Annotated in this window: 11 protein-coding genes and 5 pseudogenes; 12 read left to right on the top strand and 4 right to left on the bottom strand. The window is 34.8% G+C overall.

All coding sequences use genetic code 11. From position 1 onward, the window contains the following. Window positions 1–129 precede the first annotated feature (129 nt). A complete protein-coding gene (locus MKY90_RS29500; RefSeq protein WP_341093659.1) occupies window positions 130–1,335 on the top strand; it encodes a quaternary amine ABC transporter ATP-binding protein in 1,206 nt (401 codons plus the stop codon). Next, window positions 1,328–2,158: an ABC transporter permease gene (locus MKY90_RS29495; protein ID WP_061674715.1), complete on the top strand. Its 831-nt coding sequence runs from the start codon at window positions 1,328–1,330 to the stop codon at window positions 2,156–2,158. The genes MKY90_RS29500 and MKY90_RS29495 overlap by 8 nt, the downstream gene beginning before the upstream one ends. A 252-nt stretch (window positions 2,159–2,410) precedes the next feature. On the opposite strand, the gene MKY90_RS29490 is transcribed toward MKY90_RS29495, so the two are convergent. Both MKY90_RS29490 and MKY90_RS29485 read right to left on the bottom strand, forming a co-directional pair. Then, on the bottom strand, window positions 2,411–2,641 hold the full coding sequence (locus MKY90_RS29490; RefSeq protein ID WP_002169661.1) for a transposase: 231 nt from the start codon (window positions 2,639–2,641) through the stop codon (window positions 2,411–2,413). 62 nt (window positions 2,642–2,703) lie between these two features. Then, window positions 2,704–2,899, bottom strand: a pseudogene (locus tag MKY90_RS29485) (IS3 family transposase); the annotation flags it as partial. A 665-nt stretch (window positions 2,900–3,564) separates the two neighbouring features. Between MKY90_RS29485 and MKY90_RS29480 the strand changes: the two are divergent. Continuing rightward, window positions 3,565–4,530 carry a hypothetical protein gene (locus tag MKY90_RS29480; protein ID WP_002144228.1) on the top strand — a complete coding sequence of 322 codons (966 nt, stop codon included), beginning with the start codon at window positions 3,565–3,567 and terminating at the stop codon, window positions 4,528–4,530. A 657-nt stretch (window positions 4,531–5,187) separates the two neighbouring features. Here the strand turns inward: MKY90_RS29480 and MKY90_RS29475 are convergent. Continuing rightward, window positions 5,188–5,562, bottom strand: coding sequence for a hypothetical protein (locus MKY90_RS29475; protein ID WP_002187324.1), 375 nt, complete (start codon window positions 5,560–5,562; stop codon window positions 5,188–5,190). A 203-nt stretch (window positions 5,563–5,765) separates the two neighbouring features. Between MKY90_RS29475 and MKY90_RS29470 the strand changes: the two are divergent. From MKY90_RS29470 to MKY90_RS29430, 9 genes and pseudogenes are all read left to right on the top strand, one after another. Further along, window positions 5,766–6,323 (top strand): annotated as a pseudogene (locus MKY90_RS29470) (recombinase family protein); the annotation flags it as partial. 84 nt (window positions 6,324–6,407) lie between these two features. Then, window positions 6,408–6,649: pseudogene (locus tag MKY90_RS29465) on the top strand (Rpn family recombination-promoting nuclease/putative transposase); the annotation flags it as partial. Between the two features lie 596 nt (window positions 6,650–7,245). After that, window positions 7,246–9,074 (top strand): annotated as a pseudogene (ltrA, locus tag MKY90_RS29460) (group II intron reverse transcriptase/maturase). Window positions 9,075–9,147: 73 nt separating this feature from the next. Then, a pseudogene (locus MKY90_RS29455) lies at window positions 9,148–9,792 on the top strand (Rpn family recombination-promoting nuclease/putative transposase); the annotation flags it as partial. Between the two features lie 523 nt (window positions 9,793–10,315). After that, entirely contained in the window at window positions 10,316–11,224 is a 909-nt protein-coding gene (locus tag MKY90_RS29450; protein WP_002065481.1) for an acyl-ACP desaturase, read from the top strand. A gap of 217 nt (window positions 11,225–11,441) precedes the next feature. Further along, window positions 11,442–11,903, top strand: a complete 462-nt coding sequence (locus MKY90_RS29445; protein WP_002130368.1) for a CarD family transcriptional regulator — start codon at window positions 11,442–11,444, stop codon at window positions 11,901–11,903. 546 nt (window positions 11,904–12,449) lie between these two features. Then, the gene (locus tag MKY90_RS29440) at window positions 12,450–12,596 is read left to right on the top strand and encodes a BC1881 family protein (protein ID WP_000738547.1); all 147 of its coding nucleotides are present in this window, start codon (window positions 12,450–12,452) and stop codon (window positions 12,594–12,596) included. Window positions 12,597–12,890: 294 nt separating this feature from the next. Continuing rightward, window positions 12,891–13,124: a hypothetical protein gene (locus tag MKY90_RS29435; protein ID WP_002144216.1), complete on the top strand. Its 234-nt coding sequence runs from the start codon at window positions 12,891–12,893 to the stop codon at window positions 13,122–13,124. 238 nt (window positions 13,125–13,362) lie between these two features. Then, the gene (locus MKY90_RS29430; RefSeq protein WP_002068860.1) at window positions 13,363–13,596 is read left to right on the top strand and encodes a YuzF family protein; all 234 of its coding nucleotides are present in this window, start codon (window positions 13,363–13,365) and stop codon (window positions 13,594–13,596) included. A 67-nt stretch (window positions 13,597–13,663) separates the two neighbouring features. Here MKY90_RS29430 and MKY90_RS29425 read toward each other — a convergent pair whose 3' ends face one another. Next, window positions 13,664–13,939: a hypothetical protein gene (locus MKY90_RS29425; protein WP_002144215.1), complete on the bottom strand. Its 276-nt coding sequence runs from the start codon at window positions 13,937–13,939 to the stop codon at window positions 13,664–13,666. Window positions 13,940–14,007 lie beyond the last annotated feature (68 nt).

Raw genomic sequence — 14,007 nt, 5'->3', positions numbered from 1 at the left:
TAATATAAACTAACTATTAATAGCTTAACAAAAAAACAAAAAAAAGTCTTTGATGAACTATTGGAATGTACTATTTGGTTTAGAAATCGTTACAGTATTTGTATAGAATCAAAGAAAAGGAGTGAAAGAATGAAAGAAACGAAATTACGTGTTGAAAACGTTACAAAAGTATTTGGAAAAAATCCTTCTAAAGGAATCGCTTTACTAGAAGAGGGAAAAAGCAAAGCTGCTATATTAAAGGAAACTGGTATGAATATTGGCGTGAACCAGGCAAAATTTGATGTTTATGCTGGTGAAATATTTGTGATTATGGGATTATCCGGTAGTGGGAAATCTACACTTGTTCGTATGTTAAATCAGTTAATCAAACCGACTTCTGGCCATATATATATTGATGGTGAAGATATTGCAACAATGGGAAAAGAATCTCTTCGAAAAGTAAGAAGAAACAAAATGAGTATGGTATTTCAAAAATTCGCCTTATTCCCTCATCGAACGGTTTTACAAAATGTTGCATATGGTTTAGAAATACAAAAAGTATCAAAAGAAGAACGAGAAACAAAAGCGTTAGAATCTCTAAAATTAGTAGGTCTAGAAAACAATAAAGACAGTTATCCGGAACAACTTAGCGGTGGTATGCAGCAGCGTGTTGGTATCGCAAGAGCACTAACAAATAATCCAGATGTCCTACTGATGGATGAATCATTTAGTGCGTTAGATCCGATTATTCGAAAAGAAATGCAAAATGAATTATTAGAACTGCAAGATAAAATGAAAAAAACGATTATTTTTATTACACACGATCTAGATGAAGCACTCCGAATTGGTGATCGTATTGCTTTAATGAAAGACGGAGAAATTGTTCAAATTGGAACACCAGAAGAAATTATGGTGAGCCCTGCAAATGAATTTGTAGAGCAATTTGTTGCTGATGTAAATTTAGGAAAAGTTTTAACCTCTGAATCCATTATGAAAAGACCGGAAACCTTATTAATTGATCGCGGTCCACGTGTTGCACTCCAAATCATGAAAAATGCTAGTGTTTCTAGCGTATATGTAGTGAATAAGAAACAGGAGTTTTTAGGTGTCTTAACTGCTGATGATGCTAGTAAAGCTATTAAAAGACAGGTTCCGATAGCGGATTTATTAGTAACAGACATTCCTCCTGTTTATTTAGATACTCTATTAGAAGAAATGTATATAAAAATGGTTAAGACAAAGTTACCTCTTCCTGTTATAGATGATAAACATAGATTACGAGGGATAATAAAGCGTGAAAGTATTATTCAAGCTTTAGCAGGAAATGTAGAGGAAGAGGTGAATGATAATGAATAGTATTCCACGTATTCCTTTAGGAGAATGGGTCGACACACTTGTTACAAGTGTGTATCAGCATTTCGAAGGGTTTTTCAAAGGATTTTCTTTTATTATCGGGGGATTTGTTGATTTATTAACAAATCTATTAATATTTATCCCAGCCATTATTTTTATTACAATCACATGCCTATTAGTTTGGTACACCTCCCGTAAAATTTCACTTATAGTATTTTCTTTAATTGGATTTCTGTTTATCCTTAACGTTAACTATTGGGAACAGACTATGCAAACACTAGCGCTTGTCTTGACGTCTGTTATTATCTCTATCATTATCGGTATACCAATTGGGATTTTGGCATCTCAGAACGAAAGGTTTTCCAAATTTTTAAAACCAACTCTTGATTTTATGCAAACAATGCCTGCATTTGTTTATCTTATTCCGGCAATTACATTCTTTGGTGTTGGAGTAGTACCAGGTATTATTGCATCTGTTATTTTTGCAATGCCACCTACTATTCGCTTTACTGAGTTAGGGATTAGGCAAGTACCAGAAGATTTAATTGAAGCAGCTAATGCCTTTGGTTCAACATCGTCACAGAAACTATTCAAAGTACAGCTTCCACTTGCAACTGGAACAATCATGGCTGGTGTAAATCAGAGTATTATGCTTTCTCTATCAATGGTTGTCACTGCATCTCTTGTCGGTGCACCAGGTCTTGGCGTAGACGTTTATCGGTCGGTTACACAAGTTAATATAGGTATGGGCTTTGAAGCAGGCCTTGCTATTGTAGTAATTGCAATTATATTAGATCGAATTACACAAGGTTTTCATAAAAAATAATTATAATGTACATACTAAAAGTTATCATTTGAAACCGCGAGAAATTTATTGCTTAAAGCTGGTGCAAGTAAGGTAATATTAGTTGGTATTATCCCTTTTAAGTAGACAGTGTAAAAAGACTACATTCTTAATGTGGAATGTTATACTATACTTGAAGGGATATTTTAATGGCAAAAAAAGAACAACATTTCAAAAATATGCAGAGACATTTAAATTGAAAGCTGTACATTTGTATAAAAATGATGGACGGAGCTATGATGCGATTGCTAAAGAACTAAGAATGCCAATTGCTACTCCATTGAAAATGTGGGTAAAACAAATTCCCAATGGTAACGCACTTTCTCCATATTCACTTATCCAATGATAAAGAGTATTCGAATGGATAGATAATTCTTTTGAAACCTCTTTCACAAACATATTCTCTTCCAATAGTAATTGGACTGCAGCCAATTTAAATTGACGATTATAGACTTTTCTACTCATAAACTGAATCACCTTTTTCTTTTAACTTAGTGTGCAATTTATTGTAGCATCTCCAATCCTTTTTAATTCCAGTGATATCTATAATGATTAAGGTATGTCATATATTTCTTTATCTCTTGTTTCAACTCAGTAAAACACTCGTAAGGTTTTATATATGCTTTATCTTTCAGATAGCCCAAAAACGATTCTTGTGGTGCTTTATCCCAACAGTTTCCTCTTTTTTACTAATTTCTGGTAGGTAGGACTTGTGTAGTGAGAATCTTAATCAGATTACCATATTCATGAACAGATACATCCAATTATTAATATCTTAATGAATACGAGATAGACGAAGAGTAATTTCAATTTCTATTAATGTTTCATGAAGTACTGGATATCTAACCACATTAGTATGGCGAGGGTTTAGTTTTTTAAAAACTTTCCCCTAATAAAGTTTTGTGTGATATGAACCATAAGTTTGCCGCTTCGGCAAGCTTATGGTTCTTTTTGTTTGCGGCAAACTTATGCTTCCAGGATTTGAAGAATATTTTTAATGTCGCTTTTAAATAAAGTCACGGTGTTTATTTAAAAGACGCGATGTTTTGTCCCTTTGGATCTGTTTATCTAAGGGGATGTTTTTATAGTGAAAAGAAAATCTGAACTGAAAGGCGGATTAAGGAACTGTTGAGCGGCAATAAAGTTACTCCACTAAAAGGCCATCTAATGGAATTAAGGAAAGGTTTATTCAAAGGGAAATCGAAGTTAAGTTATGGCATTTTATTCGATAATCTAGAGTAACTATCTTATGTAAGGAAGGCACAAATATGAGTCTTGGAAATATAAGTACTTGAAAGTTGTACAAAGAAGGTTTAAAGGCATTAGGATAGTTGTGAATATATAATTATGAAACAAAGTGAGTTAGAACTTGTAGAGGAGATGAGAAGATGGCAATTAGTGCAGAGAGGAAGGCCTTAAGATTGATGAGGTTGCGTAGAATCTGCGGTTATAGTGCGGCAATAGCAGTAACACCTTACCTGCTGATCAAAATTGTATGGACTTTTGGTTTCTTCCTTCCAACCGAGCAAATGGGTGACGCCAGCTGGCGCATTATAAACGCAGTAACCGCCGTTCTCGCTGCGATTGGCATCCTTCTTGCAATGGCGTTTTGCAGGCCATGGGGGGAGCGGCTACCTGCGTGGTTGGTCGCTCTACCCATTTGGGTTGGTACCGGTTTGCTCGTTCCCATTTTGTTGATTGCACCGATTCTGGGCCCTGCAGCTATGATTCGGGATCAAGAAGCAGGTGCCGCCGACTTCTGGGTATACGAGCAGATCTTCGTCATGATCTCACTTTTCGGGATTGGCATCTTCCTGCCGCTTGCATTAGCGGGGTATGCAATGGCACGTTGGCCAGAGGCGCTGAGTGGCACAACCGACTACAAGGAGTTGCCGGGCAATACTTTACAACTACAGATCATCTTAGCTAGGATTGTCGCTGCCGGTTGCATTCTGCTCGGTGTCATCAAGGTGTTTTGGGCAGTTGGTGGCTCTTTTGGCATCGACCAGGCAACTATGGAGGGACGCGATGTATGGTGGTACCTGCTGTCATTGAGTACAGGTGTGTGGTCCTTTGCTGGTGCGTGGGGCATACTGGTGGTATCATCCCGCCGTGGATCAAGGTGGTTTCTACCTCCTATGGCAGCGACATGGATTTCATCGGGAGCGTTGTTCTCCAACAACCTCTATTCCGCCTTATCTTCAGTTCGACTCGATGCGCCACCCTCCCCAGAGTACCCATTGGCATGGTTGTTGACCACACAGGCCGGCATCGTCTTAGGTGTAATAATGGGGATGATTATCCTGCTGGTGCTGCACGAACGCCGTCGAGCCCTTCGAGATGAGTCCAACTGAAGTTGATTACACAGAACCACGGACTATTAAAATTGTGCAAGAGCTCATTTCGCGTGGAGAAGAGTTAGTGTACTTTACAATCGAAGATTTTCGAGAGCAAAAATAATTAGTGGTTTATTCGATTAAAGGGCGCGATTGTGGAGCAAACACAGGTAGAAAAATGATTAAACTTTTTATAAAAAATTATTCACTAGCAACAAATAACCCAAGCATTTTGATCAAACTTTTTTCAAAATGTTTGGGTTTCTTCTGTTGAAAAATCAATTTTTGTAGCATGCTTTTGATCAAACTTTATTACAAACCAACAGCATTCACGGCAAGCTTATGGGTTAATAATTTATCCACGGCAAAGATATGCTTCCTTTTCCCTCGAACAATCAACTAAATCTCCTCAAAAACATGTAATTTCCGGCAAGGATATGCTTCCTTTAGCGGCAACTTTATGGGTAAAGTCACAGAAAGAGTTGTCTCAGTATTCTCCATGTTGTAAATATGCCAAGAAAAGAGAATCCATTTGGGTTCTCTTTTTCTTTTAAATTTGAGTCCTTAACCTCAAATTTAAAAGACTTATTAATAATTGTTATAATTTAACAGAAAAATCACCTTAACATACAGCAAATACAAAAAAGACCGGATATAATATCTGGTCTTTACTTATTATTGATTAACTGGATTTTCACAATATTTCTTTGCAATTGCACTTGCCATATCAATTGCCCTTTGTAGAGTAGCGTGTTTAGAACTAAAATCATAAGGCTCAAATCCAAATTCTTCATAAATTTCAAAGGAGATGCTTGTTACAAGTCTATACTTTGAAGGGATAGCTTCATTATCAATTGTTAAATGGAAATCATAACGATCGTCAAAACATAATAGTTCAACTTTGAATGTATTATGTGTGCTTGCTTGGCGAAATTGATAATACTCAACTGGATATAAATAATCACCTTCATTTTTGTAGTTAAAGTCTTTAAAAAAAATCTTAATCAACGCCCCTCGTGTGTTTTTTGGGATATTTCCTATTTTTATCATAAACTCTTACCTATTACAAAGTACATAATTATTAGATTTATTATTTATAAGCGTTTCAAAAACGATGTTTTTTGATAAATGTAAAATGAACAAAATTTAATCTTTATAAATCGCTTAACTGTGTTATCAAAACTATTGTCAAAATCAAATTAACTTTAACTACCCTTTATGATAAAATTATCTTGTAAAGGTTAGGTGATTTCATGAATTCATACATTTATGGCTACGCAAGGGTAAGTACTCAACGACAAGATTTGATTCTTCAACTAGACATGCTTCAAAATTATAACTGTACTGAAATTTTAACTGAAAAAGTAACAGGTACGAAAAGTGATCGTCCAGAGCTTGCTCGATTAAAAGATAAAATTAGACCAGGTGATACATTAGTTGTTGAAAGCTTTTCTAGATTAGGAAGAAGTACCAAAGATTTAATTGAACTTGTTGATTTTTTTGAGAATAAGGGAGTTAAGCTAATTAGTATCAAAGAGCAATTTGATACTAATACACCTCAAGGAAAATTGATGTTAACAGTATTTCAAGCATTCAGCCAGTTTGAAAGAGACTTAATTTCTCAACGTACTCAAGAGGGACTTGAAAGTGCAAGAGCAAGGGGGAGAGTCGGTGGACGTCCTCGTGTTAAGGATAGCTTCATTCAAAGGGCATTAAAGTTATATGATTCTAAAGAATATAGCATACAAGAAATTGTAAACATGACAGGTATTAGTCAGGCTACGCTTTACCGATACATACGAAAAAATAAATAAACTGAAAAAGATGAATTTGCTTATATAAAGAATTACATTATAAAATAGTAAGAAGAATAGAAAGACAGGGAGAGGAAACCCATGTCCACAAAATTAGTAAATTTACGTATTGATTTCGCTTTTAAACAGTTATTCGGAACGAAGAGATTTTAACTGGATTTCTAAACGCTATCCTAGAAGAATCTTTAGATGTACCTATTGTATCTCTACAACTAGAAGATCCACATCTTCATAAATCTTATGAAGATGATAAGTTATCCATATTAGACTTATTAGCAACATTAGACAATGGCACGCAAGTGAATATAGAGATACAGGCGCGACAAGAAGTCGCTTCATAATAGTGCGTATCCATAGGGATACGCTATTCTAGTTGTCAAGAATATTTCCACCCGAAACAGCGTTGCTAGTAATGGCAGGGTTGGTTGCATGAGGGGATGCATAAGGAAGCGATGAACGTACATTCAATCCGTGCTAGGGAAAGCTGAGAAAGGTAAACGACAGTGAATTTTCTTAAGCTTCGTTACTATGAACCTAATGAAAGACGTTGATACATTGGGATTGCGGATGAGAAAAGTGGACTTTGTATGCCGCTGAGGGACAACCTACATATCCGCCGGAGTAGTAGAAGATACCTTCCCTCATCGTATCTATTAGAAGTGGAACTTGGTAAGCCCTATATAATCTGTACGTTGTACAGTAAGGATGTCGTAAGGCAGAATGACGTTATAGAGGGTATGGGATGTTGGAAAAAGCGAAAGTCGCAAAGGCGAAAGATAACAGGAACTCATAACTGTGCGAATAGCATTCAAGGAAAAAAAACCTTAATGATGCAACCCGAAAGGGTGCAGACTTCCAACAGGTCTTCAACACGAAAAAAAGCGGAAAGAAACTTTTGCGGAAAGGAAGGGATCTAGTTATGGATACAGCTCACAAGGCGTCGGCTATTCCTTCACTTACAGATTGGTTTACAATCCAGTGGAAAGAAATCGAAAGGTATGTAAGGAAGTTACGACAACGAATTTTTCGTGCCAAACACCAAAATCAAAGTAGAAGAGTGAGAAAATTACAACGCCTTATACTTCGAAGCAAAGCGAATCTATTGTTATCAATTAAAAGAGTTACACAAATAAACCGTGGGAAGCGCACAGCGGGTATCGATGGAGAACGTATATTGACACCTAGGTCTAGGATGGCATTGTTTCAGAAAATGAGCCACCAAAATATTTCATCACATCGTCCAAGAGCAGTAAAGCGCATACACATTCCAAAGAAAAATGGGAAATTACGCCCGTTGGGCATTCCAACAGTTAAGGATAGAATTTGGCAAAATATCGCCAAAAACGCTCTGGAACCAGAGTGGGAGGCAGAATTCGAATCCATTTCGTACGGATTCCGTCCGAAGCGTAGTGCACATGATGCCATAGCGAATGTCTTTAACAAACTAAACTCCAAAAGTAAAAAAGTTTGGGTATTTGAAGGAGATTTTGCCGGATGTTTCGATAATTTAAACCATGACCATATCTTAGAGAAAATTCAAAACTTCCCAGCAAAAGAGGTTGTTAGAAGATGGTTAACATCCGGGTATGTAGATAATGAAGTGTTTCATCCTACAACATCGGGTTCTCCTCAAGGAGGAGTGATTTCACCTCTCTTGGCTAATATCGCTTTACATGGTATGGAGAAAGAGCTCGGTATTAAATACAGTAAGAGTAACACAAAAAGACAAGGTACTACCTATAATATTCATGTCAAATGCACAAAGGCAATGGTTCGTTACGCAGATGATTTTATCATCACTTGTCAAACAAAAGAAGAAGCGGAAGCTTTGTATCAAGAATTAGTACCATATCTTGAGAAACGCGGAATTACATTAGCAACAGATAAAACCCGTGTTACTCACATTACTGAAGGTTTTGATTTTCTAGGTTTTCACATTAAACAATATGTGCAAGACAAGAATAAATTGTTAATTAAACCGTCAAAAACAAGTATTCAAAAAGCCAAAAAGAAAATAAAAACAACTTTCCAAAAATTGAAAGGAAAATCTGTTTATACGCTATTAACAAACCTAAATTCAGTAATCCGGGGGTATGTGTATTACTGGAGGCATGTAGTATCGAAAAGGGTGTTCTCATCCATGGACTACTTTATATGGGGAAATGTTGTACGACATGTAAAACATTTCCCCATATAAAGAAAAGTTGGAAATGGATTGTAAAACAATATTTTCGAAAGCCCAAACATGGAGGACATGATAAGTGGGTTCTCACCTGTCCAAAGACACAGTATCAAATCTATAAAATGATTTGGACTCCTATTGCAAGACATATTGGAATAAAATATAAGAACAGCCCAGACAATCCCGAACTCTCTGACTATTTTGCTAAACGAGATAAAAAAGATTTTGATAACAATAATACGCTAACTCGAATTAAAATCGCAAAGAAACAGAAATATATCTGTTCAATGTGTAAAGAGGCTTTACAAAACGGAGAAGCATTAGAAGTACATCATAAAGTTCCTAAAGCTTCTGGGGGGACAAATGAATATAGTAATCTTCAACTTCTACATACATCTTGTCATATTCAACTCCATCAAAAGCATCCTATCTGCCGAGAGAGAGCATATATTTACAAGAAAGTGAACAAGCATATTTCATTAACGCCTCGAGAAAGAATTCAGGTAATAGAATGGCGTATGATGGATGACGAACGACTAGCTGTTTGGAATAAAAAGAAGGCTTGAGCCGGATGTTTGGAAACGGACAAGTCCGGTTCTTAGGGGAGAAAGAGTCCGTGAGGACTCCGACTTACCCGACCTTCGAAATACACATGAAATGGTGAAGCGATCTTTATATTACTGGAGTAAACTCTATACGTCCCAAATGCAAGAAGGGATGCCGTATCGTTCGCTTCGCAAAACAATTACCATTAACTTATTAGATTTTATATTATTCTCGCAGGATGATTCATTTCATACCGTAGGACAATTATGGAATCCCAAAAAGAAACAGATACTAAGTGATGATATTGAAATTCATTTTGTAGAAATTCCAAAATTGGTCAAACAATGGCATGAAGAAAAAGTAAATCCATGGGAAAATGCATTTGTTCGCTGGATGTTACTATTACCAGCACATGAAGATGAACATTTAACTCAAACATTGGAGGAGATTGCGATGAATCAAGATCCAATTTTACAAAAGGCAATGAATAAATGGGAAAATATGAGCCATGACTCTTCTTTCCGAACAGCTTATGAAGCTCGTGAAAAGTTACTTCTAGATGAGCAAGCTAAGTTAGCACATGCTCGAGAAGAGGGCTTAGAGGAAGGCATTGAAAAAGGTATTGAGAAAGGGAAAATTCAATTAATTCGTGGTATGCATAAAAATGGTATGCCATTAGAAGACATTGCAAAATTCACAGGTCTAAGTACAGAAGAAATACGAAAATTACTATTATAATACGTATTATTACAAGAACTTTACGAAAAATATCGCAAAGTTTTTTATTTAATTCTTTAAACATCAACTCCTTAAAATGTTTTTTCCTTTTTTAGACAGTTTAATTTTAATTTATATTAGTGTGATTTTAGAAGTAAGTTGTACCGTTTGTAAAAAGTTTGATTAAAAATCCTATATAAGGCCTCACCATACATGTCCATCAACTTAAGAAATGTATACACCCCAATGTTGATTTGAAATAAAGTCGTACCGTTTATATGAAAAATCCAACTTTTCCCTAGCTGTAAGAATCCTGGGATTTTTGCACCAGAACAGTATTATATATCGAGAAAAATAAAAGACAACTCTAATTAAGAGCTGTCTTTTTGTGTAATAAATTTTAAAAAATCCGAATATATACAAACGACTATAATACGTTATGGTTATTATTATAACATGAAGGAAAGTAATATTTATTTGTAGAAAATTTTTAAGGGTAAAAATAGAATGACTATTTATGATAAGAAAAGGGGGGCACTTATATATGCTAACAAATGATTTAGATTTCCGATTAGAACCACGTTTAAAAGAACTGTATGAACAACATAAAATAAGAGCGCAGAAGATAGACTGGGGTTATCATGAGTTTTTACCATGGGATAAGGGAATGGACTTTAAAAGAGTTCCTTGGGATGAAAGTCAAGTTACTCTTCCTTCTGGTGTAATTACGGCCATTGAAACAGCTTTATTAACAGAAGTGAATTTACCATGGTTTACAACGTATTTATCTGCGACTTTTAAAGGGTCCCTTTCTGTTATTACAGACTTTATTCATACTTGGACTTCAGAAGAGGATCAACATTCGAATTTATTGGAGACATATTTACTACTCACTCGAAGTGTGAACCCTAAACGATTACATGAATTAAGAAAGTCAGTCGTTGAGGGTGGATTTGAGCCCGATTTTCACACACCAATCGAAGCAATGACATATACGACGCTACAAGAACTTGCAACGATGGTGTTTTACAATAATGTAGCTAAGGTTGCAAGTAAGCATGATCCAGATCTTGCTACATTATTACGCCGTCTTGCAAAAGATGAAACTCTTCATTATGCGTTTTATCGAGACGTCATTCGAACACATTTGGAATTGGAACCTAATTATTGCTATCATATTGCCAATGTGATTAGGAATTTTAAAATGCCAGGTGCTGTCATGCCTGATTTTGAAAATAGAATGACTGTAATTGCAAAAGAAGCTAACTATGGGCCGCTGCAATATTTTGATCAAGTACTTGATGTAGTAGTTGATTATTGGGGGTTAAAAGACTTACGACCCATTGCACCTCTAGCTGAAAAAGCAAGAATTGAGATTTTGGAGTACCACATAAGATTGAAAAAAATACGGGATCGATTTGGTCGTTTTCAAGGGAAAACTGATCTATGTTAATTAATCGATATTTTAGGATGTATATGGGCAAATTGACCGTCCCTTTATTGAGAATCTGACACACTCCCTATTGTTTTGGGAGTGTTTTTTACTTAATTTAATTTTTAACAAAAAAGTAGTTGACTCCAAAAATAAATTTGTGATATTATAAAATATTTGATAAAAAATCACATATATGTTAAGGTTAAGAAGGTTACCATATATGGAGGTGGATTATATGTTTCAAATTGGCGATAACATTGTTTATCCAATGCACGGAGCAGGTATAATTGAAGCCATAGAAGAAAAAGAATTCTCAGGGAAAAAACAACAGTATTTTGTTATAAAAATGTCAATCAGTAATATGCAAGTCATGATTCCTATGGGTAAAATATTAAGTTCGAGTATACGCCCAGTTACTGATATACTTGCATTAAAACACATTATACACATTTTTCAGCATGGAGAATCAGATAAATTATTGCCGTGGAAACAAAGGTATAAAGTGAACACGGACAAAATAAAAACGGGTGAAATACAAGAAGGTGCTGAAGTTGTACGTGATTTAATGCGTATGAAGAAAGAAAAGGCACTTAATACAAGCGAAAAAAAAATGTTGGATAACGCACATGAATTTTTGATTAGTGAACTGGGTTTAATTAAAGGGATCACTGAAAATCAATTAAAAAGTTTCTGTTAAGGTTCATTATAGATAATGTATTACATCCCCCGAAAATATCCTGAATTTTTCGGGAATATGATTATTATTAAAAGTAAATCATTTCAAAGACATTCAACTTCTTCAACTCACTTTTAGAGTAGGAACCTCTTTTGTTATTACTTCAATCTAATCCATTTTTATTTTTACATTTCTTTTACGAACGTTCGAAGTTTCATCAAATAACTCGATTAAATAGTCACTTGATTTTTGCAACCCTGATTCACACTGGCACGGACAAGGAGCCGTAAGGATGAAAGAGAGGTAGGGCTTTCATTGTTTTAGGTAATATACTATCTAAGTCATTATTTCTAGAAGAAAATACAATCAATCTCACCGCTATCTTTCAGAGTTCCTTACATCTACTGAGACAGTGAATAGTAATTGTTTATCTTCTTTACGTAAAATTGATAAACGAACTGGTAACACCATATGGTCAACTACAAAAAATGGTTTCCAGACCAGGAAACCATTTTTAATTTTATTTACATAACAATAGTAAATTAAGCAGTAAGAAGGAGTGCACACATGAAAAAAATGTTAACAAAAGAATTAAGTAATGAATTAAAGAAGCGAGAAGGAATCATTTCTATTACAGTTGAGCCTTATGAAAAAATCGAAGTTGGTGGAATTCGTGTAGATGGACCAGCTGTTATTCTAATTAATCAAGAATAGCTAAAAATAGTTGTATGAACGAAGAAAAGGATCAGCCTTTACGAGAAGGGAAGATCCTTTTTGTTTGCTGCAGCTAATATGGGATATACATAACTTTTATCTAATGTATTGGGGTTAAAAGGAAGGAGAGGGTCGGGATTATCATAGTGGTAAGCTTAATATTGGTAGGATTTCTTTTTATGTTATATAAATTAGTTGCTTAAAAAAACTAATTATTTGAACCGATAGATTGTTTTCTTTTTAAGGGCGAGATTTATTTTATAGGAAAATTGATAATTTTAAGGAGGAATTTAGATGGATGCAAGGAAACAACGCATAAAATACGAGAAGATGTCAAAGAACTATGAACGTATTTCTTTAGTTTCGTTACTCCTATTAATTGTACTTGTTTGTAGTAGTGTGATTATCATAGGAGCTACAGGGGGGGAATATGGAGTGTTTTTGTTGTTAGCAATTTTACTTAACGCACGTATTACTAAAGAATCTCAAAAAAAGTATGAGCAGTATTCTAATAAAGGGCGTATTTAAAATGATACATATCTTGAAAGGAACAACCTGGATGTACATGCAAAGTATCCCGATATCATCACCTATTAACTAGAAAAAGTGACCTTATATAAATAATTTTTTAGCAATTTAGAAATAGAAAACGTACCTTATTAAAATGTTATTTTCGTTCACATAATGATTTATCCTTCTAGCATATTTATAAGATTTATATCATATATTAAGAGAAAGAATGTAAGTTAGAAAGGAGTCTTATAGAATGAGTTATTTGGAGGGAAATGACTTTAGTGAACAAAATATGGTAAGTGTACCTAATCCCTACGTATATCAGACATTACAATCGGTAATTGGTAAACATGTGGTTATTGAAACTGTAAGAGGTAATGTAAGAGGAAAGTTAAAGGATGTGAAACCCGATCATTTGCTCATTGAAGATACGGTACCGTATATTGTACGCATTCAACAAATTGTATGGATTATGCCAAAACAATAATCAAATTACATCTAATTAGATTTATAACAGATTAGCGTCATAGACGACCAAGTAAAAACACAGGGTTTTATCTCTGTGTTTCTTCAAATTTTCGTTTTTGAATATATGCTTGAGCATGAATAATTTCTTCCTGAAGCTCTTTTAATTCTTTCATAGATTCTGATTCAATAGCCATGTAAGTAGTAACTAAACTGATCATCATATCCATTTTCTCTACTATATTTTGAATGACCTGTTCAGATTGCTCTTTTTTAGGGTGTTGTATTGCCTTTAATACATTTTCCATATAATTGTTCTTTCTTTGCTGGATATCATAAATAAACTGTTTTGTGTTTGAGTTCATTTGTTGTTCCTCCGTTTTGGATATATTTCCATTCTATCATATTTGAATAGAAAATATTGGATTCCCCT

The organism is Bacillus sp. FSL P2-0099 (genome assembly GCF_038007445.1).
In the GTDB taxonomy this organism is placed as follows: domain Bacteria; phylum Bacillota; class Bacilli; order Bacillales; family Bacillaceae_G; genus Bacillus_A; species Bacillus_A mycoides.
Note: the sequence above shows the minus strand (reverse complement) of the source record. Positions and strands in the feature narration are given on the sequence as shown.